26 protein-coding genes are annotated in these 21,221 nt (G+C 60.9%); 10 read left to right on the forward strand and 16 right to left on the reverse strand.

All coding sequences use genetic code 11. From position 1 onward, the window contains the following. Positions 1 to 62: 62 nt before the first annotated feature. From trpS to SynMEDNS5_RS03970, 3 genes are all read right to left on the reverse strand, one after another. Positions 63 to 1,076, reverse strand: a complete 1,014-nt coding sequence (gene trpS, locus SynMEDNS5_RS03960; RefSeq protein WP_186584760.1) for a tryptophan--tRNA ligase — start codon at positions 1,074 to 1,076, stop codon at positions 63 to 65. 3 nt (positions 1,077 to 1,079) lie between these two features. Further along, positions 1,080 to 1,613, reverse strand: a complete 534-nt coding sequence (locus SynMEDNS5_RS03965) for a hypothetical protein (RefSeq protein ID WP_186584762.1) — start codon at positions 1,611 to 1,613, stop codon at positions 1,080 to 1,082. Between the two features lie 92 nt (positions 1,614 to 1,705). Beyond that, a complete protein-coding gene (locus SynMEDNS5_RS03970) occupies positions 1,706 to 2,611 on the reverse strand; it encodes a cation diffusion facilitator family transporter (protein ID WP_186584764.1) in 906 nt (301 codons plus the stop codon). 153 nt (positions 2,612 to 2,764) lie between these two features. Between SynMEDNS5_RS03970 and SynMEDNS5_RS03975 the strand changes: the two genes are divergently transcribed. Further along, on the forward strand, positions 2,765 to 4,123 hold the full coding sequence (locus SynMEDNS5_RS03975) for a YcjF family protein (protein ID WP_186584766.1): 1,359 nt from the start codon (positions 2,765 to 2,767) through the stop codon (positions 4,121 to 4,123). A gap of 164 nt (positions 4,124 to 4,287) precedes the next feature. Continuing rightward, complete coding sequence (gene psbA, locus SynMEDNS5_RS03980; RefSeq protein ID WP_186584768.1) at positions 4,288 to 5,364, forward strand: photosystem II q(b) protein; 1,077 nt, start codon at positions 4,288 to 4,290, stop codon at positions 5,362 to 5,364. Between the two features lie 87 nt (positions 5,365 to 5,451). On the opposite strand, the gene gap is transcribed toward psbA (SynMEDNS5_RS03980), so the two are convergent. Beyond that, positions 5,452 to 6,456 carry a type I glyceraldehyde-3-phosphate dehydrogenase gene (gene gap / locus SynMEDNS5_RS03985; protein ID WP_186584783.1) on the reverse strand — a complete coding sequence of 335 codons (1,005 nt, stop codon included), beginning with the start codon at positions 6,454 to 6,456 and terminating at the stop codon, positions 5,452 to 5,454. Positions 6,457 to 6,528: 72 nt separating this feature from the next. After that, positions 6,529 to 7,599 carry a metallophosphoesterase gene (locus SynMEDNS5_RS03990; protein ID WP_186584785.1) on the reverse strand — a complete coding sequence of 357 codons (1,071 nt, stop codon included), beginning with the start codon at positions 7,597 to 7,599 and terminating at the stop codon, positions 6,529 to 6,531. Between the two features lie 153 nt (positions 7,600 to 7,752). Between SynMEDNS5_RS03990 and psbA (SynMEDNS5_RS03995) the strand changes: the two genes are divergently transcribed. Both psbA (SynMEDNS5_RS03995) and SynMEDNS5_RS04000 read left to right on the forward strand, forming a co-directional pair. Beyond that, the gene (gene psbA / locus SynMEDNS5_RS03995) at positions 7,753 to 8,832 is read left to right on the forward strand and encodes a photosystem II q(b) protein (protein WP_006040880.1); all 1,080 of its coding nucleotides are present in this window, start codon (positions 7,753 to 7,755) and stop codon (positions 8,830 to 8,832) included. A 191-nt stretch (positions 8,833 to 9,023) separates the two neighbouring features. Further along, entirely contained in the window at positions 9,024 to 9,434 is a 411-nt protein-coding gene (locus SynMEDNS5_RS04000) for an HIT family protein (RefSeq protein WP_255440292.1), read from the forward strand. Here SynMEDNS5_RS04000 and katG read toward each other — a convergent pair. The 7 genes from katG to nth form a co-directional block, all read right to left on the reverse strand. Further along, entirely contained in the window at positions 9,423 to 11,618 is a 2,196-nt protein-coding gene (katG, locus tag SynMEDNS5_RS04005; RefSeq protein ID WP_186584798.1) for a catalase/peroxidase HPI, read from the reverse strand. The two genes, SynMEDNS5_RS04000 and katG, sit on opposite strands and share 12 nt — an antisense overlap. A 107-nt stretch (positions 11,619 to 11,725) precedes the next feature. Continuing rightward, positions 11,726 to 12,256 carry a DUF1993 family protein gene (locus SynMEDNS5_RS04010; protein WP_186584800.1) on the reverse strand — a complete coding sequence of 177 codons (531 nt, stop codon included), beginning with the start codon at positions 12,254 to 12,256 and terminating at the stop codon, positions 11,726 to 11,728. Between the two features lie 25 nt (positions 12,257 to 12,281). Continuing rightward, a complete protein-coding gene (locus SynMEDNS5_RS04015) occupies positions 12,282 to 13,130 on the reverse strand; it encodes a PfkB family carbohydrate kinase (RefSeq protein WP_186584802.1) in 849 nt (282 codons plus the stop codon). A gap of 4 nt (positions 13,131 to 13,134) precedes the next feature. Continuing rightward, complete coding sequence (locus SynMEDNS5_RS04020) at positions 13,135 to 13,710, reverse strand: hypothetical protein (protein WP_255440293.1); 576 nt, start codon at positions 13,708 to 13,710, stop codon at positions 13,135 to 13,137. 70 nt (positions 13,711 to 13,780) lie between these two features. After that, the gene (locus tag SynMEDNS5_RS04025) at positions 13,781 to 14,050 is read right to left on the reverse strand and encodes a hypothetical protein (protein ID WP_186584804.1); all 270 of its coding nucleotides are present in this window, start codon (positions 14,048 to 14,050) and stop codon (positions 13,781 to 13,783) included. A 54-nt stretch (positions 14,051 to 14,104) separates the two neighbouring features. Next, complete coding sequence (locus SynMEDNS5_RS04030) at positions 14,105 to 14,341, reverse strand: high light inducible protein (RefSeq protein WP_186584806.1); 237 nt, start codon at positions 14,339 to 14,341, stop codon at positions 14,105 to 14,107. A gap of 57 nt (positions 14,342 to 14,398) precedes the next feature. Continuing rightward, positions 14,399 to 15,052, reverse strand: coding sequence for an endonuclease III (gene nth, locus SynMEDNS5_RS04035; protein WP_186584808.1), 654 nt, complete (start codon positions 15,050 to 15,052; stop codon positions 14,399 to 14,401). A 59-nt stretch (positions 15,053 to 15,111) separates the two neighbouring features. Here nth and SynMEDNS5_RS04040 point away from each other — a divergent pair, with 59 nt between their 5' ends. Continuing rightward, positions 15,112 to 15,303 carry a hypothetical protein gene (locus SynMEDNS5_RS04040; protein ID WP_186586039.1) on the forward strand — a complete coding sequence of 64 codons (192 nt, stop codon included), beginning with the start codon at positions 15,112 to 15,114 and terminating at the stop codon, positions 15,301 to 15,303. Between the two features lie 7 nt (positions 15,304 to 15,310). On the opposite strand, the gene SynMEDNS5_RS04045 is transcribed toward SynMEDNS5_RS04040, so the two are convergent. After that, positions 15,311 to 15,553 carry a hypothetical protein gene (locus SynMEDNS5_RS04045; RefSeq protein ID WP_255440294.1) on the reverse strand — a complete coding sequence of 81 codons (243 nt, stop codon included), beginning with the start codon at positions 15,551 to 15,553 and terminating at the stop codon, positions 15,311 to 15,313. 65 nt (positions 15,554 to 15,618) lie between these two features. Between SynMEDNS5_RS04045 and SynMEDNS5_RS04050 the strand changes: the two genes are divergently transcribed. Next, entirely contained in the window at positions 15,619 to 15,846 is a 228-nt protein-coding gene (locus SynMEDNS5_RS04050; RefSeq protein WP_186584810.1) for a hypothetical protein, read from the forward strand. On the opposite strand, the gene SynMEDNS5_RS04055 is transcribed toward SynMEDNS5_RS04050, so the two are convergent. Together SynMEDNS5_RS04055 and SynMEDNS5_RS04060 are read right to left on the reverse strand one after the other, a co-directional pair. After that, positions 15,825 to 16,364, reverse strand: coding sequence for a rhomboid family intramembrane serine protease (locus SynMEDNS5_RS04055; RefSeq protein WP_186584820.1), 540 nt, complete (start codon positions 16,362 to 16,364; stop codon positions 15,825 to 15,827). The two genes, SynMEDNS5_RS04050 and SynMEDNS5_RS04055, sit on opposite strands and share 22 nt — an antisense overlap. Continuing rightward, positions 16,361 to 17,050, reverse strand: coding sequence for an SIMPL domain-containing protein (locus SynMEDNS5_RS04060; RefSeq protein WP_255440368.1), 690 nt, complete (start codon positions 17,048 to 17,050; stop codon positions 16,361 to 16,363). The genes SynMEDNS5_RS04055 and SynMEDNS5_RS04060 overlap by 4 nt, the downstream gene beginning before the upstream one ends. Before the next feature lie 201 nt (positions 17,051 to 17,251). Here SynMEDNS5_RS04060 and SynMEDNS5_RS04065 point away from each other — a divergent pair, with 201 nt between their 5' ends. Continuing rightward, positions 17,252 to 18,787, forward strand: a complete 1,536-nt coding sequence (locus SynMEDNS5_RS04065; protein WP_186585829.1) for an NAD(P)/FAD-dependent oxidoreductase — start codon at positions 17,252 to 17,254, stop codon at positions 18,785 to 18,787. A 190-nt stretch (positions 18,788 to 18,977) separates the two neighbouring features. Beyond that, positions 18,978 to 19,664, forward strand: coding sequence for a class I SAM-dependent methyltransferase (locus tag SynMEDNS5_RS04070; RefSeq protein ID WP_255440295.1), 687 nt, complete (start codon positions 18,978 to 18,980; stop codon positions 19,662 to 19,664). Here SynMEDNS5_RS04070 and SynMEDNS5_RS04075 read toward each other — a convergent pair. After that, the gene (locus tag SynMEDNS5_RS04075; RefSeq protein WP_186584824.1) at positions 19,647 to 19,877 is read right to left on the reverse strand and encodes a TIGR02450 family Trp-rich protein; all 231 of its coding nucleotides are present in this window, start codon (positions 19,875 to 19,877) and stop codon (positions 19,647 to 19,649) included. The two genes, SynMEDNS5_RS04070 and SynMEDNS5_RS04075, sit on opposite strands and share 18 nt — an antisense overlap. 27 nt (positions 19,878 to 19,904) lie before the next feature. On the opposite strand from SynMEDNS5_RS04075, the gene SynMEDNS5_RS04080 reads away from it, so the two are divergent. Beyond that, positions 19,905 to 20,483, forward strand: a complete 579-nt coding sequence (locus SynMEDNS5_RS04080) for a DUF302 domain-containing protein (RefSeq protein WP_186584827.1) — start codon at positions 19,905 to 19,907, stop codon at positions 20,481 to 20,483. Beyond that, a complete protein-coding gene (locus tag SynMEDNS5_RS04085) occupies positions 20,480 to 21,184 on the forward strand; it encodes an SDR family oxidoreductase (protein WP_186584829.1) in 705 nt (234 codons plus the stop codon). Before SynMEDNS5_RS04080 ends, SynMEDNS5_RS04085 begins: the two co-directional genes overlap by 4 nt. Positions 21,185 to 21,221: the final 37 nt, after the last annotated feature.

Consider the following 21,221-nt stretch of genomic DNA (forward strand, 5'->3'; position numbering starts at 1 on the left):
CCCTCCAGGGCTCTCAGGAAGCTTTAATCATTAGGGAAACTTTTTAATTCCTTTGCCAGCGATTAGCTGCGCCTGAGAAAGCCCAGGGCTGCGCGAACCCTTTGCACGCTGGCATCCGCGACCGCACCGGCTCGCTCTCGGCCGATTTCCAAAACTGAGAGGAGCTGACCTCGGTCCTCCATCAGTTCGTGGTAGCGCTTCTGAATCGGATCGAGTGCAGCCACGGTGGCCTCTGCAAGAAGGGGTTTGAATTGACCCCACCCCATCTCAGAGCACTCCGCGGCTGCTGCCTCACGCCCTCTGCCGCTCAGAAGCGCATAAAGCCCGAGGAGATTGTCTGTCTCCGGCCGTTCAGGGTTGCCGAACTCGAGGCCGCGTTCCGGATCAGTCTTGGCCCGTTTGATCTTTTTGGTGATCAGTTCCGGAGGGTCGAGCAAGGTGATGCGGCTTCCCTCGTTCGGGTCGCTCTTGCTCATCTTGCTGCGACCGTCAGTGAGGCTCATCACCCGAGCACCATCCTTGAGGATGAGCGGTTCGGGGACCTTCAGGATCGGAGCGTCCTCGCTCCCGAACCTGGCATTGATGCGTTGCTGTGCGATGTCGCGAGCGAGCTCCAGATGCTGTTTTTGGTCTTCTCCGACAGGGACGAGGTCAGCGTCATAAAGAAGGATGTCAGCGGCCATGAGTACTGGGTAATCCAGGAGTCCCACAGACACGTTGTCCCCCTGTTTCACAGCCTTTTCCTTGAACTGGATCATGCGTTCCAGCCAGTTGAGGGGGGTGACGCAGTTCAGCAGCCAGCACAGTTCGCTGTGGGCGGGGACCTGGCTCTGCACAAAGATTGTGCAGAGCTCAGGATCAAGTCCGCAGGCCAGGTAGAGCGCAGCGGTGGAGAGGGTGTCCTCCGCCAGGCGTTGCGGGTCGTGGGGCACGGTTACGGCATGCAGATCCACCACGCAGAAGTACGTGTCGTGGTCGTGCTGCAAATCCACCCAGTTTCGGATTGCTCCGAGCCAGTTCCCCAGATGGAGGGCACCGGTTGGCTGGACGCCAGAAAGTACGCGTGGCCGACCCATGGATCAGGCTCCGGTCTCGCTGATCGGGCCTGCGTCGGCTGCAGCTTCTTCGGTGTTTTGTGCTTCAGGCTCTGCAGAAGCTGGCTCGACATCAGCGTCTGCACTGGTTTCGGGCTCAGGTTCAGGCTCTGGAGCAGGGGGCTGAGGCTTAGCGGGTCGTGCGAAAGGATCAGGCCTGGAGCTGCGACCTCCTTCACCGCGGCCTTCGCCACGACGGCCACCCCGATCATCATCACGGCGAGCGCCGCCACGGTTGCTCTGGGAGCGTTGCTGGGCCACCAGCTCGTCAAGCTTTCCCTCCTCGAGCATCTGCCCAAGGGTGCGGACGGCAAAGCCGAGCACTGCCACGGTGGAGCGCAGATTGAGGGCTTCCTGGAGCGCCCGAGCGGATCGCATCTCGTTGTCGCTCAATCTGATCCTGAAGCCGCCACCCTCTCGGTTTCCGGGGCCGCGGCCACCTCGGGCTCCACGACCGCCCTCGCGGCCGCCTTCACCTGGTCCGCCCTGTTGGCGGGAATCGCTATAGGAATCAGTCATGGCCTGGGGCCTGGAGTCAGGCGCAAGTGTGACGCATCACCGCAAACCCGCGAGTTTCTTGGGGAGCTTCGTCAGCTGTTTCAGCAGCTGTTTCAACCGTGGGTTCCCCGAAAAGTGATCTGTTGTTCCGCGTAATCCCTCGGCTCAAGATGGATTGTGCAGCGCACCGGTCCGAAGCGGGTCTCCAGTCGGTCCTCGACCTGCTCGGTGATGCGATGGGCTGCGGCGAGGTCATCAACATCCACCACCATGTGCATGTCGATAAAAACTCTCTGACCCAGGACCCCTCGGCTGGCGATGTCGTGGCAGTTCAAAACTCCTGGAACTCCCATGGCTTGCTCGTGGATTGCTTCGGGGGCAATGGCGATGTGATCGACTAGCCAGGGCAGGTTGTCCCGCAGAACGTGCCAGCAAACACGGATCAGAATCACGGCCAGGGGCATGGCCAGGGCCAGATCCAGCCAGTTCACCTTGAGGATCCAGGCTCCTGTCAGTCCCACTAGCACGATCACGGTGGTCCAGATGTCGCTGGTGGTGTGATTGGCATCGGCCAGAAGCAGCTGACTGTTGAGCTTTCGTCCCTTGCGACGTTCGTAACGGGCCAGAAACACATTGAGAACGAGTACCAGGAGCAGCAGCAGCAGCTCGGAGCCTTCGATCTTCAGCTGCGGTAGGCCCTCCAGGATCCGTTGCCCGGCGGTGATCAGGATCTCGATCGCAGTGAAGAAGATGAAACCAGCGATCGCCAGGGCGCCGATGCCTTCGTATTTATCGTGTCCGTAAGGGTGGTCTCGGTCGGGCTTCGGGTCAGAGAGGCTGTTGGTGATCAGCGCCAGAAGGCTTGAAAGGGCATCCGTGGCGCTGTGCATGGCATCAGCGATCACCGCCAGGGATCCGCTCACCAACCCCACCACAAGCTTCAGCGCGGTCATGCTGAGGTTGATGGATAAGGCCACCATCAGCACCCGCTTCACCTCATCTCGGCGGTCGCTGGCCATGGGCGGCGAGTTCTTACTTATCAACCATATGGAGTGGTGTCCGTCCTGGCTGCAAGAGAGGGTCGGATTGCCTGCTGCACGATTGCAGGCTGGTCATCAACGTGTGCCTTAGGCAGCAGAGTGAGCTAGGAAAGCCGGGTCCGTGGACCCGTTGTGCAGTTTCCGGTTCAATCGATCCGCAACCTGGCCGGCTCCGGTTGGTCTCTCTCTCCTCACCTGGTGAGGCGGCTGGCTGTTTCCGCCGGTGTCCTCACTGCTGGGCACTGGCTGCTCACCGATGTGGCGCACATTCCTGGAGGAGGATTTGGCGTTGTTGCGGCTGGAGCCGGTTTCTGGTGGCTCACCCGGCCTGCGAAGGCTCCTTCCTTTAAGGAACCTGAATCGCTGAAGGCCTGGGTTCAGCGCTGCGAACAGGTGCTCTGCCAGTTCGCCGAACTTGAGACGGTTCTTGGGCTCACCGACCTGCGAGCTCCCCGAGCGGCCGAGCTGCAACAAAGGCTGGCTTTCGACGATCCGCTCAGCCTTGGGGTCGTGGCCACTGACGGCACACCGTTGCCGTCCACGGAGCGATTGCTAGGTGCGCTGGCGGGGGTTCGCAATCTCGACCTCTGCATCGGAAGGCCTCTTCCGGTTGTCGGCACGTCCTGGAGCTGGCCAGAAGATCTGCAGCAGCTCGATGTTCTTCTGCATGTGCTGTCCCTGCCACTGCGGGCGGCTGATCTGCTCTGGCTTGAGCAGCTGCCTGTTGATCGCCCTGTTTGGTTGCTGCTCGAGTCGGAGTCCTCCACTCCAGAGCAGATCCAGGCCTTGATCTGTCAGCTACCGGAGCGCTGGCATTCGCAGCTTCTCCCGTGGGAAGGAACCGCCGCGACTCTGCGGACGGTGCTTCAACCCGTGCGTCGTCAGCTTGAGGATCCGCAACGGGTTCGGGAGAGCACACGCCAACGGCTGTTGCGCGACCTGCATCGCCAGTGGCAGGCCGAACTGGAAGGGTTTCGCAGAGAACGGTTCCGTGCTCTGCTTCAGCGCAGCCAGTGGATTGTGGCCGGTGTGGTGGCTGCGTCACCGGTGCCCAGTGTCGATCTGTTGGCCGTCGCGGTCGGCAACGGCCTGATGGTCAAGGAGATGGCCACGATCTGGAATTGCACTTGGAGTCAGGACGTCTTGCAGGCTGTGGTTCGTCAGCTCGGAGGTGCCGCGCTCGCCCAGGGCGTTGTGGAGTGGAGCGGGCAGGCTCTGCTTGGTCTTGCCAAGCTCGATGGAGCGAGCTGGCTAGCAGCTGGCGCTGTGCAAGCGTTGAGTGCTGCCTACCTCACCCGCGTCGTGGGAGCGTCGATGGCGGATTGGATGGCTCTCAATGCAGGTGTTGCGAAGCCTGACCTCGAGGAACTCAAACGTCAGGCGCCGTTGCTGGTAGCCCGTGCGGCAGAGCGAGAACGGCTTGATCTCCCCGTTTTCGCAAACCAGGCACGCGACTGGATCCGAGCGAGGAGCGACTGGAACGTGACCTGACTTCAAGAAGCTTCATGAAGTGTTCATGAAGCTGTCGTGAATTAATGCTGCGAGATGACTCGAATGATGTGATGTCGTGATTCTTGAACGACAACTCCATAGCCTTAATTGCGAATCCAGGCTCTCTTTGAGCGTCCAGATTCGCTCCCGTACTCATTTGTTCTATGGCTACCGCAATTCGCAGCGGTCGCACCGGCAGCTGGGAAAGCTTCTGTCAGTGGGTCACCGACACCAATAACCGCATTTATGTGGGTTGGTTCGGTGTGCTGATGATTCCCTGTCTGCTGGCTGCCACCACCTGCTTCATTGTTGCTTTCATCGCAGCGCCCGCCGTCGACATCGACGGCATCCGTGAGCCCGTCGCCGGCTCCCTGATCTACGGCAACAACATCATCTCCGGTGCTGTTGTGCCTTCCTCGAACGCCATCGGCCTTCACTTCTATCCCATCTGGGAAGCTGCCTCCCTCGACGAGTGGCTGTACAACGGCGGTCCTTACCAGCTGGTTGTTTTCCACTTCCTGATCGGCATCTCCGCCTACATGGGGCGTCAGTGGGAACTCTCCTACCGCCTCGGCATGCGCCCCTGGATCTGCGTGGCCTACAGCGCTCCGCTGTCGGCTGCTTTCGCCGTGTTCCTGGTGTACCCCTTCGGTCAGGGTTCCTTCTCTGACGGCATGCCCCTGGGCATCTCCGGCACCTTCAACTTCATGCTGGTGTTCCAGGCAGAGCACAACATCCTGATGCACCCCTTCCACATGATGGGCGTCGCAGGTGTGTTCGGTGGCTCCCTGTTCTCCGCCATGCACGGCTCCCTGGTGACCTCCTCCCTGGTGCGTGAAACCACCGAGAGCGAGTCCCAGAACTACGGCTACAAGTTTGGCCAAGAGGAAGAGACCTACAACATCGTGGCTGCCCACGGTTACTTCGGTCGCCTGATCTTCCAATACGCCTCCTTCAACAACAGCCGCAGCCTTCACTTCTTCCTGGCTGCCTGGCCCGTGGTCGGCATCTGGTTCACATCCATGGGCATCAGCACCATGGCGTTCAACCTGAACGGTTTCAACTTCAACCAGTCGGTTCTGGATGCTCAGGGCCGTGTCCTGAACACCTGGGCTGATGTGCTGAACCGCGCCAACCTCGGCATGGAAGTGATGCACGAGCGCAACGCTCACAACTTCCCCCTCGATCTGGCTGCGACTGAGTCCACTCCTGTGGCTCTGCAAGCACCCGCCATCGGCTGAGGCTGAAGTCTCTACCAAAAGATTCAGCGTCAGTTGAATCGGAAAGCCCTCACCTCAAGGTGGGGGCTTTTTGTTGCGCTAAGCGATTCAGGACTGATCTGCAGCCATGTGCCTGATGAGATCAATGCATTTGCAGCTGTAGGCCCATTCGTTGTCGTACCAGGCCACCAGTTTCATGAAGTGGTCATTGAGAGCCATTCCCGCCCCGGCATCAAACACCGAGGTGCAGCTTTCCCCCAGTAAATCGTTGGAAACGATCGGGTCTTCCGTGTATCCAAGGATTCCAGAAAGACCGTTTTCTGAGGCCTGTTTGATGGTTTGTTTGAGGTTTTCATAGCTTGTTGGCTGGCCCAGATTCACCGTGAGATCCACAACGGAAACGTCTGGAGTGGGGACTCGGAACGCCATGCCTGTGAGCTTGCCGTTCAGTTCAGGAATGACTCGGCCCACAGCTTTCGCTGCTCCCGTGGAGCTTGGGATGATGCTCTGCCCAGCACCGCGCCCGCCTCGCCAATCCTTGAGCGAGGGACTGTCCACCGGTTTCTGTGTCGCCGTGGTGGCATGCACTGTGGTCATCAGACCACTGACGATTTCGAAGTTGTCGTGCACCACCTTGGCCAGAGGAGCCAGGCAGTTGGTGGTGCAGCTGGCGTTGGACACGATTGCTTGGCCGGCGTAGTTGGTGTGATTCACACCCATCACGAACATCGGGGTGTCGTCCTTGGATGGAGCACTCATCACCACACGATGGGCGCCGGCCTCGAGATGGGCTTTCGCAAGCTCGCTGGTGAGGAAGAATCCTGTGCTCTCGAGCACGTAATCTGCGCCGACCTCGTTCCAGCGCAGATGGCTGGGATCCCGTTCAGCGGTGATCCGGATGGATTGGCCATTCACAACAAGCGCCCCGTTCTCCACGCGGATGTCGCCCTGAAACTGGCGATGGGTGGAGTCGTAGCGCAGCAGGTAGGCCAGGTAATCGACCTCGATCAGATCATTGATTCCCACAACCTTCACATCCGGGCAGGTCATGGCCTGACGAAAGGCGAGCCGGCCAATGCGGCCAAATCCATTGATGCCGATGCGGATGGCCATGGAGCGATGGAAAGCAGATCCTCTCCGGCTTATAGAACGATCAGGAGGGCCTGGGCATGGCCCTTGCGGGGATCAGAACAGGCGACGCGTCCATTGCGAGCTGCGCCGCCGCGCTTCTGCGAAACCGGGCACCAAAATTCTCTCGGGAAGCATCGCGGTCTGCATCGGAGTGAGGTCGTTGAGGTTCAGGGTCGTTTCCTTGGTGGTTTGATCGGTCTCCGACCAATCGATCAACGTCAGGGATGGAGGTGAGATGCGGTCGCTTCCGATCAATCGCCTGGGTCCACTGCCCATCGCACCGAGGCTCAGCAGTCGTAGGCCCAGTGCCTCGGCGGGATACCAGGCATGGTGATGACCTGAGATCAGAAGATCCACCTGGGCCTGGCGCAGTTCGTCAGCCAGTGATGCGGCGTCGTGAATGCATTCGCCAGCGCGTGCCCGGCCCTGGCTGAAGGCCGTCAAGGGGAGGTGGCCCACAACAAGGCAAAGGTCATTTTTCTGACGCTGTGATGACTTCAACGTGCGGGAGAGCCATTGCCGCTGAGCTCTGCTCACGCTTGCGGATGAGGCATCCATCACCACGATGAACAGTCCGGGGCGTCGCCAGGCGTACTGGAACGGAACGTTCTTCGCTTCCGTCAGCCCCGGTGTCAGCGCGTCCCGATGTCTGTTCCAGAACCGTGAGGCCTGCTGCCGCTCCCGTGCATAGATCCAGCGGCCCTGAGATCGCTGGCTTGAGGCGTCGTGATTCCCCATCGCCGGCAGAAGTGGTATGCCGGCTGCCTGCAGTGGCCCTCGCACGGAGGTCTCAAAGCCCTCCCACATCGCTGCAAGCTGGCGGTCAGTGAGCGACGTCTTCTGGCCCGCGACCATATCGCCGGCGCAAATCACGAGATCGGGCTTCTGCTGCAACAGAAGATTCACGCCCCGTGCAACGGTCGCGCCGTAGCTGGTGCTGCCGTACGACCTGTTCAGATCACTGATCAGCCCAATCCTTAGAGGCTCGGCCTGGGTTTGGGACCTGTTCTGTTCTGAATCCAGTGGTTGCGACGCCGCGTGCCTCAGCAGAATCTCCAGGGCCGTGCCCGACACGGTGGCGCCGGCCATGAGACGCAGAACTTGTCGCCGTCCGGGCTGTTTCATCAGCTGAGGTTATGCATGCGATGAGGGATGGTCACGCCCCGGTTTCGTGAACTTCGTTGTCGATGCGCAAAATTCCTTTACATTGGTTATGCCGGTATTCCGGCTTTCTTTACCGCCGAAGGGTTTTCCCTGACGCTTTTTTCTCCCGTACTCATGACCACCACCATTCAGCAGCGCTCCGGCGCCAATGGCTGGCAGTCCTTCTGCGAGTGGGTCACCTCCACCAACAACCGCCTGTATGTGGGCTGGTTCGGTGTGCTGATGATCCCCACCCTGCTGGCTGCCACCACCTGCTTCATCGTTGCTTTCATCGCAGCGCCCCCCGTCGACATCGACGGCATCCGTGAGCCCGTCGCCGGCTCCCTGATCTATGGCAACAACATCATCTCCGGTGCTGTTGTGCCTTCCTCGAACGCCATCGGCCTTCACTTCTATCCCATCTGGGAAGCTGCCTCCCTCGACGAGTGGCTGTACAACGGCGGTCCTTACCAGCTGGTTGTCTTCCACTTCCTGATCGGCATCTTCTGCTACATGGGCCGCGAGTGGGAACTTTCCTACCGCCTCGGCATGCGCCCCTGGATCTGCGTTGCTTACAGCGCACCTGTGGCTGCTGCCTCCGCCGTGTTCCTGGTGTACCCCTTCGGTCAGGGTTCCTTCTCTGACGGCATGCCCCTGGGCATCTCCGGCACCTTCAACTTCATGCTGGTGTTCCAGGCAGAGCACAACATCCTGATGCACCCCTTCCACATGATGGGCGTCGCAGGTGTGTTCGGTGGCTCCCTGTTCTCCGCCATGCACGGCTCCCTGGTGACCTCCTCCCTGGTGCGTGAAACCACCGAGAGCGAGTCCCAGAACTACGGCTACAAGTTTGGTCAAGAGGAAGAGACCTACAACATCGTGGCTGCCCACGGTTACTTCGGTCGCCTGATCTTCCAATACGCCTCCTTCAACAACAGCCGCAGCCTTCACTTCTTCCTGGCTGCCTGGCCTGTGGTCGGCATCTGGTTCACTGCCCTGGGCGTCAGCACCATGGCTTTCAACCTGAACGGTTTCAACTTCAACCAGTCCATCCTTGATGGTCAGGGCCGCGTCCTGAACACCTGGGCTGATGTGCTGAACCGCGCCAACCTCGGCATGGAAGTGATGCACGAGCGCAACGCTCACAACTTCCCCCTCGACCTGGCAGCTGCTGAGTCCACTCCTGTGGCTCTGCAAGCACCCGCCATCGGCTGAGGCTGAAGTCTCTACCAAAAGATTCAGCGTCAGTTGAATCGGAAAGCCCTCACCTCAAAGTGGGGGCTTTTTGTTGCGCTGGTTCAGGCTGAATGCTCTGGTGATTGCTGATGATGAGACCTGCCCCTCCTCCCGTTGAGCCAACCTGCGCAATCTGTGCGCTGCATCAGAACTCACCTCAGCTCGAACCCATGGAGATCTGGAGAAGTGAGCATTGGTTGCTGCGTCACCACCCACATCCCAGTCCTCTCGCAGGTTGGTGTTTGCTCGATGCCCGTCGCCACTGCGGAGGACCGCTTGATTTCAGTGCTGCGGAAGCGGAGGAATGGGGCCTCATGGTGCAACGGGCCTCGCTCCTGGTGAAGCAGACCAGCTGTTGCGAGCGCGTGTATGCCATTGCCTTCGGGGAGGGAGCGCGCCACCTCCATCTGCATCTCATCCCTCGTTGCAGTGGCATCCCCGAGACGGAAGCGTGGGCCGTTGCAGACCTCTACCGCGATGTGCAGGGCAAGCGCCTCTCAGCGGCAGCTGAATCCGAGGTCGATGCCTGGATTCAGACGGCACGCCATTGGGCCCCCAGCCTGATGGCCTCAGCTGTGTAGGTCGAATCGGTCGAGCTCCATCACCTTCACCCAGGCTTTCACGAAGTCGGCCACAAAGCGGCTGCCGCCGTCGTTCTGGGCGTACACCTCAGCGATGGCGCGAAGCTGGCTGTTGGATCCAAACACCAGATCGGCACGGCTGGCGCTCCAGCGCTCGGCACCAGTTGCTTTGTCGCGACCGATGTAGGCATCCTGCGCCTCGCTGGTTGGCGTCCAGTGGGTCGTCATGTCCAGCAGGTTCACGCAGAAGTCGTTGCTGAGCACGCCGATGTTTTGAGTGAACGCGCCTTGACGGTTGCCGGCAGTGTTGGCTCCCATCACACGCAGACCCGCAAGCAGCACGGTCATTTCAGGGGCGCTGAGCGTGAGCAGCTGGGCTTTGTCAATGAGCAACTCCTCGGCTCGAAGGGGAAGGCCGCTGCGCTGCCAGTTGCGGAACCCGTCTGCCAAGGGCTTGAGAACATTGAACGACGCCGTGTCGGTTTGTTCCGGGCCCGCATCGCTGCGGCCGGGCCGGAAGGGCACCATCACGGTGTGTCCGCCATCGGCGGCTGCCTTCTCCACTGCTGCACACCCGCCCAGCACGATCAGATCAGCGATCGACACCGCTTTGCCACCGGAGGAGCTGCTGTTGAACTGGGCCTGAATTGTTTCCAAGGCCGCAAGAACACCATTGAGTTGTTGGGGGTCGTTCACCTCCCACGTGCGTTGGGGCAGGAGCCGGATGCGTCCGCCATTGGCGCCGCCTCGGCGATCGGAGCCACGGAACGTGGATGCTGAGCCCCAGGCCGCTGCCACGAGGGCGGACACGCTCTGGCCACTGGCCAGGATTTGCTGCTTGAGGTTGCTGACGTCAGCGTCGTCGATCAGGGGATGGGTGACGGGCGGAACAGGGTCCTGCCAGATCTGCACCTCCTCGGGAACGTCTGGACCGAGGTAGAGCGCGCGGGGCCCTAAATCGCGATGGGTGAGTTTGAACCAGGCCCGGGCAAAAGCATCCGCGAAGGCTTCCTGGTCGAGATGGAAGCGCCGGGCCACCGGTTCCATGATGGCGTCGTGCCTCATGGATAGATCAGCGGTGGTCATGATCGGCGCTGATGACTTCCCGGCCACATGGGCATCGGGAATCATGTGCTCGGGCTTCACATCCTTGGCCGTCCACTGCCAGGCGCCTGCTGGACTTTTGGTGAGCTCCCACTCGTAGGTAAACATCATCTGGAAGTAGCCCTGATCCCAGCGAGTGGGGTTCGGTTTCCAGGCGCCTTCGATGCCACTGGTGATGGTGTGCTCGCCTTTGCCCGATTCGTAGGTGTTTCGCCATCCAAGGCCCTGCTCATGGAGAGCAGCACCTTCCGGTTCGGCTTCAAGGTTGCTGTCCGGAGCGGCTCCGTGGCACTTGCCGAAGGTGTGCCCCCCGGCCACAAGAGCCACGGTTTCTTCCACGGTCATGCCCATGCGCGCAAAGGTCTCACGCACGTCGCGTCCTGATGCCACGGGATCCGGTTCACCATGTGGACCTTCGGGATTCACGTAGATGAGCCCCATCTCCACAGCGGCCAGAGGCTGGTCAAGCTCACCTTTGTCGTTGCGGCGCTCATCCTTGAGCCAGCCGGTTTCCTTTCCCCAGAACACATCCTCTTCCGGCTGCCAGATATCCACCCGGCCGCCGGCGAAGCCGAAGGTGCGGAAGCCCATGGATTCCAGGGCCACATTGCCCGAAAGGATGATCAGATCAGCCCAGGAGATGGCATTGCCGTACTTGCGCTTGATCGGCCACAGCAGCCGCCGGGCTTTGTCGAGGTTGGTGTTGTCAGGCCAGCTGTTGAGGGGGGCAAAGCGTTGATTGCCGTGGCCGGCACCGCCACGACCATCGCCCGTGCGATAGGTGCCGGCGCTGTGCCAGGCCAGACGGATGAACAGTGCTCCGTAGTGGCCCCAGTCGGCGGGCCACCAGTCTTGAGAATCGGTCATCAGAGCCTGAAGGTCTGCCTTCAGGGCGCTGTAATCCAGTGCGGCGAATGCCGACGGGTAATCGAATTCGTCACCGAGGGGATTGGAGGCCGGGTGATGCTGGTGCAGGACCCCGAGGTTGATCTGATTGGGCCACCAATCGCCGTTGCTTGTGTTGCCGGCTGGTGTGACCGCACCGGTGTGGCCACTGAAGGGGCATTTCAGATCAGACATTCGAGGCGAACAACAGGCTCTTTCTGGACCTTATTCATTGGATCCGATCGCCGCCAGCGATCCTGAGCACATTGGAAGGGACTGAAGCGGCTGCAGGGCAGCTGAACTCAGGAGCTGCTTAATTGCATTCCCAGAAAATCACGCTTGCCGATGTTGACGCCGTTATGCCGAAGGATGGCGTAGGCCGTCGTGGTGTGGAAATACACGTTGGGCAGGAGGAAGTCGGTGAGGAACTCGAGGGCGTTGAAGGTGAGTTTGCCGCCACCGAAGCTCTTGGGGATCGGCATGGTCACGGTGGTTTGTTCTTTGCCGATGAACGCTTCTGCAGGGAATGCCTCCAGTTGGGAGAGGGTGGTGTCGATGCGGGCGATCAGCCCCTCAAAACTGGGGGCATTGTCGGGAAGGGATGACGGCTCCTCGCCAATGAGCCGTGCTGCTCCTCGCCGGGCGATGTCGGTGGCAGCCTGCACCTGTTGCTGAAGGTCGAACATGTCGGGATACAGCCGGCTAGCGAGCAATACAGATTCATCGATTCCCCTTGCTTCAAGATCCTTGGCTGCCAGGCGCAGGATCATCTGAAGATTGGTGAGGACTCGTCTGAGCTGCCGGATGGCCAGGGTGTGCAGATCGGTGCTCATGCCCGGTGCTGAGGGAATCCCACTCCTAGCCATAGGGACCGAAACGCGTGGCGCAGGCAGCACCACAGCGCGCACCGAGTCGCACCGCATCAGCAACCTCCCATCCCGCGGCCAGGCCAGCAGTTACCCCTGCAGCAAAACTGTCGCCGCAGCCATAGGACTCGACCATGGGGCCAGGAAGAGGTTCCGGTGCGTAGCGACCTCCAGGAATCAGGAGGCCACCATCGGCACCTTCCGTGGCGATTCGCAGCATGGGGGCGGGATCAGGGCTCCCCTCGGGCAGCTGTTCGCTGGGATCAAGGCCACTGCCGATCAAGGCATCCAGTGGAACCGATGCCTCCTGAAGCACCGGCAGACGCAGTCTTGGCGTGGCTGTCAGCACCCTGGCTTGTCGGGCAAGGCGCAGGCCAGCGGCATCGGTCGCTGATACGAACACGCCATCGCAGTCCGCGAGTCGTTCCCAGCCGAGGGCATCCTGCGCGCAGGGGGTGAGTCGATCACCGATCACGGTGATCGCCCGGTCGCCGCCTGGATCCATCAGGCTGATGCCACGCCGGCTCGGGATGTCGCGCCAGGCGATCACAGGCTCTACCCCCAGCTCCCTGAGGCGTTGTTCACTGCGTTGACCGATGGCATCGGAGCCGAGAGCGGTAAAAAACAGCACCCGGCGCCCAGTGAGACGCGCCAGCTGAACAGCAACAACGGCTCCCGCGCCGGCCGGTTCCTCGAGGGATCGGCAGGCACGGCTGATGCGGCCTGGCTGGGGCAGGCAATCCACCTCCAGAAAGGTGACCCATTCCTGATGACCGATCACAGCCAGGTTCAGCGCGGAGAGGTTCAACGCGGAGAGGTCTGGCAGGTCGCTCAAAGCCACAGAATTAAGGGGTGGGCAGGAGGGATTGGGCCGCATCACGCAAGCGCACATTGATCTTGCCGCCCACGGAGTTCACTTTCACTCCGCCGATGATGTTGAGCGTCTCCCCGTCAGGGGTGCTCACCTGCAGTGTTTCGCCATCCACCGCCCGAATCGAGACGGGATTGGAGACCTCTGAGACGACAATGGGGCTGTCGACGTTCACATCACTGTTGACCTCCAGCGGCGTGCTGGTGTCTACCTGAATCGGCCGGCTTAACGCGACTCCCTCCGGCACTTTGACGCTGCCGCTCACTGGAAGAGCCTTGATGGCTTCAACGGAGAGCGCTCCTTCACTTTTGACGCGGACTGGGACTTTGAACTGTTCCACGCTCACCCCACCGACGAGCTTCACCGGCAGGGGCTGACTGAGGGGCAGACCAATGGGGATGGGCTTTTTCAGAATCTGGACGGCAGCGATGGCCACGGCCCAGGCCGCCAGGACGACGGCCAGGGGCCAGCGACTGGCCATCAGCAGGTCGAACCAGCGGGGATCGTTCGCTTGCGTTCCCGTGTCGCCGCGCTCGGTCATGGCTGCCATCTAACGAAATCAACCTGGTTGTACCGGGTTCTGGGAGCGCCAGCATGACTTTGACCGCCTGCTCAGGCGATCAGAGTTCGTATTCTTCCTCGAATTGGGTCAGCAACCCCTTGTAGAGGGCAAGGGTTCCCTCGCTTTCTTCTGTGACACCCTCGGTTTCATAGAGCTGGGCCAGATGGGCGCTGGCCACGTGCACGCGGGAAAACGCTTCCGCGTACTCGTTCTGGATGTCTTCTTCCCGGATATCTCGAATCATCGCGGAGATGAACTCCACTTTTTTCTGGGCGGCTTTGATGTCAGCCTCCATCTCCTTACTGAGCTTGCGGCGCTTGCGAGGCATGCCTCTGATCTGACAGCCCTCAACCCTAGGGCTGAGGGCGGAAGGTGGTGTCGATCAGAAGCAGAAGGGTAAGTATTGGGCGCTGCAAGCGGCATAGCCATCAACCAGAGGGCCCAGGCCGATCTGATGCAGGATCCCTTGACCGGTCAACCCTTCGGTAATCACGCCGATCACAAACCCGAGCATGGCGGCGCGGCCGTTGAAGCGCTCGACCCGTGCCAGCTGCTCTTCATGAATGGCTCGGGCTGCCGAGCCTTGGAACCAGCTGTCTTGTGCGGAATTGCGTTCCATGATCTGCTCTCGATGTAATACAACAAATCGTAACAGTGGTTTGACGATTGGCCTCAATTAGGGCTTTTTCCACTCCACTGGCTTTTTGCGCCTGGGGTAAAGCTCACGGCAGAGCGGGCACACCGTGCCGTCGCAGCCTCGAGCGGTGCAATGGTCCCGCCCGTAAAAAATGATCTGCAGATGCAGCTTGTTCCAGGAGTCTCTGGGAAACAAGCTCTTGAGATCCTTTTCGGTTGTCGCCACCGACTCTCCGCTGCTTAGCCCCCAGCGCTGGGCCAGGCGGTGGATGTGGGTGTCGACTGGGAATGCCGGCACGCCGAATGCCTGAGCCATCACCACGCTGGCGGTTTTGTGACCCACGCCCGGCAGCGCTTCAAGCTCCTCGAAGCTGGTCGGAACTTGGCCTGCGTGCACATTCACAAGGATGTGGGCCAGCTTGTGAACGTTCCTTGACTTGGTTTTGGCCAGGCCAAGCTGGCGGATATGGGAAAGGATCTCTTTTTCATCAAGGGCTGCCATCGCCTCTGGGGTGGGGCCTGCGGCAAAGAGTGCCGGTGTGACCTCGTTGACCTTCTTATCGGTGCACTGGGCGCTGAGCAGGACCGCGATCAGCAGGGTGAAGGGATCGCTGTGATCGAGGGGGATCGGAGGTTCGGGATAGTGCGCGTTCAATCGCTCCAGAACCACGGCCGCCCGCTCGCGCTTCTTCATGACGCTGAAACGAAAGCGCCATCGTTGCAGCGCTTTCTTCCTGATGCGAGCATCAAGGAATGCTGACGGCACAGTTGATGAGCTCCCAGGAGTCCAGACCCGAATCCGACACGCTGAACGCCTATGAACGGGTGGTGCAGAAAGAAGAGGAAGCGGCGGAGAAGAGAGCGAAGGCTGGAGATGCCAAGGAGGATGATCCCAGCGATCTCTACCGACAGCACAGCCATCAGCAGTCGATGGAGGGGGGCTGACGCTGAATCAGGACCCCGGTTGAATCGCTTTCTTCACAGACTCGACACCCTTCTGGATTGCTTCAGCTGGTGCCTTGATCATCTGCTGCTTGGTGTTTGACCAGATGTTGATGGCGTATATGATGGATCCTCCGATGATCAGCGCGGCCACCACCAAGCCGATGCCGTTGCCTCCCTGCTTGATCACCACGGGTTGTTGCTGATCCTGTTCGCTCATGGCCGAGGTCGTTCCTGGAATGGTTGTAGCCATGGAATTGTGCTCAAGCAGCTGAGTGGATTTGATCTACGGTCACACCCGATGTCGCCTTCAGCTCCTTGAACAGCACAACCCGGGGAGTGATCTACGTGTCGGTGTGGGTGGTGATCTGGGGCACTGCTTCGTCGCTTGTTGACTGGCTTCTGCTCAATGCCGATCTTTATGAGACCGGCAGTTTCGGTCAGGTGGCCACCTTTGTCGGCTATGGAGCGGCCGCTGCTGTTCTGGCCGTGAAGACGTCGGGACGATTCTTAAGCACTGGTGGTCAGGATGACCCTGAAGCCTGAGGCTCTTTTTGAACGACTTTCGCTGCGATCAGTCCGGCGATGAATCCTGTGGCATGGCCAATCCAGCTCACGCCAGCGGGTGAAGCCCAGGGCAGAAGTCCGGGCAAGGCACTGCCGAACAGCAACAGCGTGATCAGGCTCAACAGGAGGGCCAGAGGCCGCCGTTCGAGAAAGCCGATCAACAACAGGTAGCCGATGAGTCCGTACACCACGCCCGAGAGGCCATGGGCTCCGACGGGCCAGAAAAGCCACACCGGGATCTCCATCAGAATGACCGCGATCCAAACAGCGACATAGGCCCTGGTGCTGCGTGCCAGCACCAGGTAGCTGAGGGGAAGAAACACCAGGCTGTTGGCGAGCAGATGCCCGAAGCCCCCATGGCTGAAGGGGGCTGTGAATAGTGACCACCAAGGAGTCCCCGGCCCCATGGCCAGGTTCAAGCGACCGGCGAACACCAGTTGATCGATCAGCTCCTGGAGCCAGGCGATGCCAAGGAGGATCAGCGGAAGCGCGATCACTGCACGCGGAACGTCACACCCATCACTGCGGTGATGTCTTTGTTGATCGTGCGAGTGTCGTACGAGCCGTAGCGGCCCATGTCCGTTGAGTTCGGAACTGTGATCTGAAACGTGCCCGTATCGGCTTTGGTGATTGCCCCAATTCCGGATCCTGCCTGCCCTGCAATGGCCACTGCGCGTTTGCGTGCATCGGCTGTGGCTTTGGCGAGCATGTCGACCCGCTTGTCGGCCAATTTTGTGTAGGTGTAGGCGGGCGGCTGAATTGTGAGCGAGACGCCATCTCCCACCAGTGAACCGATGGATCGGGACACCTTGCTGATGAGGTTCACATCGGGGGTGCTGATGCGGATCGGCTGCCGGGCCGACCACTCGGTTTTGATCAAGGCCCCGTTCACGCGGTTGCGGATGTCGTTGCTCGACGATTCGAGCACCGCGAGCTGAACCGAGCCATCGGGGACGCCTTGCGTACGAAGAAACGCCAGTGTTCGCTGAAGATCAGGCTGCACAGCCTGATAAGCGGCCTGCTGGCTTGCTCCGCTGCCTTGAACCACCACGGTCCAGTCGGCAAAGTCACTGCGGATGCGTTCTGTGCTGGCTCCCGTCACGGTAATGGTGTCTGCGGCTGTGCGGATCCCTTTCACGGCCACAGCACCGGCCACCACCAGTCCGGCACTGAGCACCACCATGGGCAGCACCAGCGGAGGTGTCCGGCGGATCCATCCCAGGAGGCCGCTGGCTGGCTCGCGACGGGACCGGCTTTCTGTTTCGCTCACTGAATATCAGTTGTTCGTATCAAAAACCTAGGGACTGTGGTGTCTCAGGGCATGTCCGCAACGGTCGGAGCTGTGACCGGCTATGAATCCATCACCGATCTTCTGCATCTCCCCATGACCACCAAAACCGAGGTGATCGTGATTGGCAGCGGCATCGGTGGTTTGTGTTGTGCAGCCCTCTGTGCCCGTGCTGGCCATGAGGTGCTCCTCCTGGAGGCCCATGGGGCACCCGGTGGTGCTGCCCACGGCTTTCAGCGCCAGGGCTATCACTTCGAATCCGGTCCATCGCTGTGGAGTGGCCTGGGCCGGTGGCCCAGCAACAATCCTCTCGCTCAGATTCTTCGAGCTCTTGATGAACCGATCGAGGTGATGTCCTATCGGGACTGGGACGTTCTCTTCCCGGAAGGTCACCTTCGGATCGGCGTCGGCGCAGACGGTTTTGAGCAGGTGGTGCAACAGCTACGTGGTGATGCAGCTTTGGAGGAATGGAGGCATTTCGCCAGAACGCTGCAGCCGATCGCAGCGGCGGCTGATGCTCTGCCCCTTCTGGCGCTTCCAGCGGGAGGGGGCGATGGAATCGGGCCCCTACTCAGACGCAGCGGCCGTTTGTTGCCGCATCTTCCGGCTCTTCGGCATCTCAGCGGTGCCTTTGGTCCGCTTGTGGACCGTCATCTGACGGACCCCTTCCTGCGGCACTGGGTTGACCTTCTCTGCTTTCTGATCAGCGGGATGCCGATGGCGGATACCAACGCTGCGGCCATGGCCACGCTGTTCGGGGAGTGGTTTGACCCTGAGGCCTGTCTTGACTTCCCCAAGGGTGGAAGCGCCGGTGTTGTGAACGCCTTGGTGCGGGGCCTGCAAAAGCACGGCGGAACCTTGCGACTGGGTGCCCGGGTCAAGCAGATCAGGCTTGATGGCGATCGGGTGATCGGCGTGGAACTCACCAACGGAGAGCAACTGGATGCGGATCATGTTGTGAGCAATGCCGATGCCTGGAGCACGGCGGCGTTGCTGCCAGAGAACGGAACGTCGCGATGGCGGCAGGACCGTTTGAACACGCCCGCTTGCGGTTCATTCCTGCATCTTCATCTTGGTTTCGATGCCGCCGGGTTGGACGACCTGCCGATTCACACCGTTTGGGTTGGGGACTGGGAGCGTGGCATCACAGCGGAGCGCAACGCGGTGGTGGTGTCAGTTCCATCGGTGCTTGATCCAGGGATGGCCCCTCCCGGTCAGCATGTGTTGCATGCCTACACGCCAGCGAATGAACCCTGGGAGCACTGGAGCGGGTTGGATCGATCCACGCCTGACTACGACCGCCAGCGTGCTGATCGCTGTCAGGTGTTCTGGCGTGTGCTGGAGCAGCGCATTCCAGATCTCCGCAGCCGTTGCCAGGTAGTGATGGAGGGCACGCCGCTGACGCACCGCCATTACCTGTCGGTTCATCACGGCAGCTATGGCCCAGCGCTCTCGGCGGCTCGGGGATTGTTCCCTGGGGTGCAGACCCCGGTGAAGGGGCTTCTGCAGTGCGGTGCCAGCACGTTTCCTGGAATCGGCATTCCTCCGGTGGCCGCCAGCGGTGCGATGGCGGCCCATGCCATTACCGGAAAGAGAGCCCAGTCCGAGCTGCTCGAGAGCCTGGCGCTCTGACGCTCTTGGTCCGTCTCAGTGGGTGCGACGGCCTCTAGCCAGCACAGCTAGCACGGTCGGGCCACCCAGAAGAACTCCTCCGGCCGCTGCAATCGCTACGGCGACCAGCTGCAAGGGATCTCCCGCGCACTTGCGCCGAATTGCCCTGGTGTGACGCACTTTCCCGTTTCTTTCTCTAGGTTCCGCCCGGATGTCAGCGGGCAGTGCAGTGGTCGTTCAGGTTCTCAGTGCCAACGAGCGCTACAAGTTGGATGGCAGTGATGATGCTCTCTTCTACAGCGAACCCCGGTTCGTTCAGCACCTCGATGGCGGCTTCAGAGGGCGACTGACCCAGCTCTACAGCGAACGCATCCCCACATGTGCCGTGGTGCTTGATCTGATGAGCAGCTGGGTGAGCCACCTTCCCGACGATCAGCGTTACGAGCAGGTCATCGGCCATGGCCTCAACGCCCAGGAGTTGCAGGCCAATCCCCGCCTCGATCGTCATTGGGTGCAGAACCTCAACCAGTCGCAGGTGTTGCCTCTTGAAGACAGCAGCGTCGACTGCACTTTGATCGTGGCGGGATGGCAATACCTGCAGCAACCGGAAGCCATTGCCGAGGAGCTTTTCCGGATCACCCGCCCCAATGGCCAGGTGATCGTGGCGTTCAGCAATCGCATGTTTTTCACCAAAGCTCCCCAGATCTGGACCGATGGTGCCGATGGCGATCATCTTCGCTACGTCGCTGAGGTGCTGATGGCTCAGGGATGGCCCAAGCCGGAACTGATTGCGGAGGAAACCCCCAAGCCTGGGCCCATGGGATGGGTTGGCGGCAAGGGCGACCCCTTCTTTGCGGTGATTGCCACCAAACCCTTGCCGTCAGCTGTCTCCCTCTGAGGCGTCAGGGGGAATCGACTGCCAGCCACTGTCCCAGCGCGACCGGTCGCGGAGCTCGCTCCAGCTGAGGCGAAGCCGAATCTCAGGAGTGAGAACGGAACTCAGCTCCACCCATCGCTCGGCTCCCCGCCCTCCCTGGAGCACCAGGCGGAAGTGGCGTCGTCCCTCCCTCGGAGTGCGGCTTGTCCATGCCTTGGCTGCTTTCCAGCTCACCTAGCGTTAACTGATTGCTCGTAGACCATGATGCCGCTGCTTTGGGGTCGCCTGCTGGTGCCCGTGGTCAGCAGCCTGGCCTTGCTGGGGTCAGCTGGGGTTCTGGAGTGCACCCATCTACGGGTCGCCTCCGCCCAAACAGCCTCCTCTCAAACAGCCTCCGCCCAAACAGCCTCCGCCCAAACAGCCTCCGCAAACACCCAGGCCCTGAAGGGTTACATCCGCCAGTGGGTGTCGCCGATGACGGTTGCGGAGACGGTGCAACGTCTGCGTGCCGGCCTGATCCAGCGGGGGTTTCAGATTCGGGCTGAGCTGAACCACCAGCGCATGGCTCGCAACCAGGGGCGGCGGATCCCGGCCAACACGGCCTTGCTCGTCAGCAAACCTTCCCTCGACGCCGTGGTGATGGCCGCCAATCCGCTCGCCAATCTGTTCATACCGTTCACCATCGCCGTATGGGATCAGTCGGGAACCACTCGGATCGGCTACTGGGATCCCCAAACGGATATCGCCGCATTGCTGGAGATCAAGGAGGGAGAGGCTGCTGCAGCCTTGGCAGACTTGCAGGAGATCCTGGTTGATGTGATCAAGGAGACCCTGCCATGAGCCCACGCACGATCGCCATCAGTGGAGCGTCTGGCAAGACCGGGTTTCGAATCGCCGAAGAGGTGCTGGCCGCCGGAGATCAACCGCGGCTGCTGCTGCGCGCCGACTCACAGATCCCCGCTTCCCTGGAGGGTTGTGAGCAGCACCGTTTGAGCTTGCTGGACCCCTCCGCCCTGGATCACGCCCTCCTTGGCGCGGATGCTCTCGTGATCGCCACCGGAGCGCGGCCGTCTGTGGATCTCACCGGTCCGATGCGCGTGGATGCCTGGGGTGTGCAGCGGCAGCTGGAGAGTTGCCAACGGGTGGGTCTGCGCCGTGTGGTGCTGGTGAGCTCCCTCTGCAGCGGACGCTGGCGCCATCCACTCAACTTGTTCGGGCTGATTCTGGTGTGGAAGCGCGTGGGGGAACGCAGTCTTGAACGCAGCGGCTTGGACTGGACCGTGATCCGCCCGGGGGGGCTGTCGGAACGGGAGGAGGCGCTCGAGAGTGAGGGCGTTTTCTGGACAGGGCCGGATCAACAGGAGAGTCAATCCATCCCCCGTCGCTTGGTGGCGCGTTGCTGCCTTGAGGCATTGAATACTCAGGGATCGATTGGCCGGATCCTTGAGGTCACCAGCAACGCCGAGCAACCCCCCCAACCGTTGTCAGAGGTGCTGTTGAGTATCGATGCCTACGGCGCTGCTGCGTCGACCGCGCGATAAAGAACGCGTCGGAGGGCATTGCTCTGGGACGCCAATC

This window comes from Synechococcus sp. MEDNS5 (genome assembly GCF_014279875.1).
In the GTDB taxonomy this organism is placed as follows: Bacteria; Cyanobacteriota; Cyanobacteriia; order PCC-6307; family Cyanobiaceae; genus Synechococcus_C.

What these genes read in the sequence shown, in the direction of transcription:
- psbA (WP_006040880.1), top strand. Translation starts at nt 7,753, where the DNA reads ATGACCACCACCATTCAGCAGCGCTCCGGCGCCAATGGCTGGCAGTCC.
- psbA (WP_186584768.1), top strand. Translation starts at nt 4,288, where the DNA reads ATGGCTACCGCAATTCGCAGCGGTCGCACCGGCAGCTGGGAAAGCTTC.
- trpS (WP_186584760.1), bottom strand. Translation starts at nt 1,076, where the DNA reads ATGGGTCGGCCACGCGTACTTTCTGGCGTCCAGCCAACCGGTGCCCTC.
- SynMEDNS5_RS04045 (WP_255440294.1), bottom strand. Translation starts at nt 15,553, where the DNA reads ATGGCTACAACCATTCCAGGAACGACCTCGGCCATGAGCGAACAGGAT.
- nth (WP_186584808.1), bottom strand. Translation starts at nt 15,052, where the DNA reads ATGAAGAAGCGCGAGCGGGCGGCCGTGGTTCTGGAGCGATTGAACGCG.
- SynMEDNS5_RS03965 (WP_186584762.1), bottom strand. Translation starts at nt 1,613, where the DNA reads ATGACTGATTCCTATAGCGATTCCCGCCAACAGGGCGGACCAGGTGAA.
- SynMEDNS5_RS04085 (WP_186584829.1), top strand. Translation starts at nt 20,480, where the DNA reads ATGAGCCCACGCACGATCGCCATCAGTGGAGCGTCTGGCAAGACCGGG.
- SynMEDNS5_RS03970 (WP_186584764.1), bottom strand. Translation starts at nt 2,611, where the DNA reads ATGGCCAGCGACCGCCGAGATGAGGTGAAGCGGGTGCTGATGGTGGCC.
- SynMEDNS5_RS04025 (WP_186584804.1), bottom strand. Translation starts at nt 14,050, where the DNA reads ATGCCTCGCAAGCGCCGCAAGCTCAGTAAGGAGATGGAGGCTGACATC.
- SynMEDNS5_RS03990 (WP_186584785.1), bottom strand. Translation starts at nt 7,599, where the DNA reads ATGAAACAGCCCGGACGGCGACAAGTTCTGCGTCTCATGGCCGGCGCC.
- SynMEDNS5_RS04060 (WP_255440368.1), bottom strand. Translation starts at nt 17,050, where the DNA reads ATGGTGGTGCTCAGTGCCGGACTGGTGGTGGCCGGTGCTGTGGCCGTG.
- SynMEDNS5_RS04030 (WP_186584806.1), bottom strand. Translation starts at nt 14,341, where the DNA reads ATGGAACGCAATTCCGCACAAGACAGCTGGTTCCAAGGCTCGGCAGCC.
- SynMEDNS5_RS04040 (WP_186586039.1), top strand. Translation starts at nt 15,112, where the DNA reads ATGCTGACGGCACAGTTGATGAGCTCCCAGGAGTCCAGACCCGAATCC.
- gap (WP_186584783.1), bottom strand. Translation starts at nt 6,456, where the DNA reads ATGGCCATCCGCATCGGCATCAATGGATTTGGCCGCATTGGCCGGCTC.
- SynMEDNS5_RS04010 (WP_186584800.1), bottom strand. Translation starts at nt 12,256, where the DNA reads ATGAGCACCGATCTGCACACCCTGGCCATCCGGCAGCTCAGACGAGTC.
- SynMEDNS5_RS04070 (WP_255440295.1), top strand. Translation starts at nt 18,978, where the DNA reads ATGTCAGCGGGCAGTGCAGTGGTCGTTCAGGTTCTCAGTGCCAACGAG.
- katG (WP_186584798.1), bottom strand. Translation starts at nt 11,618, where the DNA reads ATGTCTGATCTGAAATGCCCCTTCAGTGGCCACACCGGTGCGGTCACA.
- SynMEDNS5_RS04020 (WP_255440293.1), bottom strand. Translation starts at nt 13,710, where the DNA reads ATGGCAGCCATGACCGAGCGCGGCGACACGGGAACGCAAGCGAACGAT.
- SynMEDNS5_RS04080 (WP_186584827.1), top strand. Translation starts at nt 19,905, where the DNA reads ATGATGCCGCTGCTTTGGGGTCGCCTGCTGGTGCCCGTGGTCAGCAGC.
- SynMEDNS5_RS04065 (WP_186585829.1), top strand. Translation starts at nt 17,252, where the DNA reads ATGACCACCAAAACCGAGGTGATCGTGATTGGCAGCGGCATCGGTGGT.
- SynMEDNS5_RS04000 (WP_255440292.1), top strand. Translation starts at nt 9,024, where the DNA reads ATGGAGATCTGGAGAAGTGAGCATTGGTTGCTGCGTCACCACCCACAT.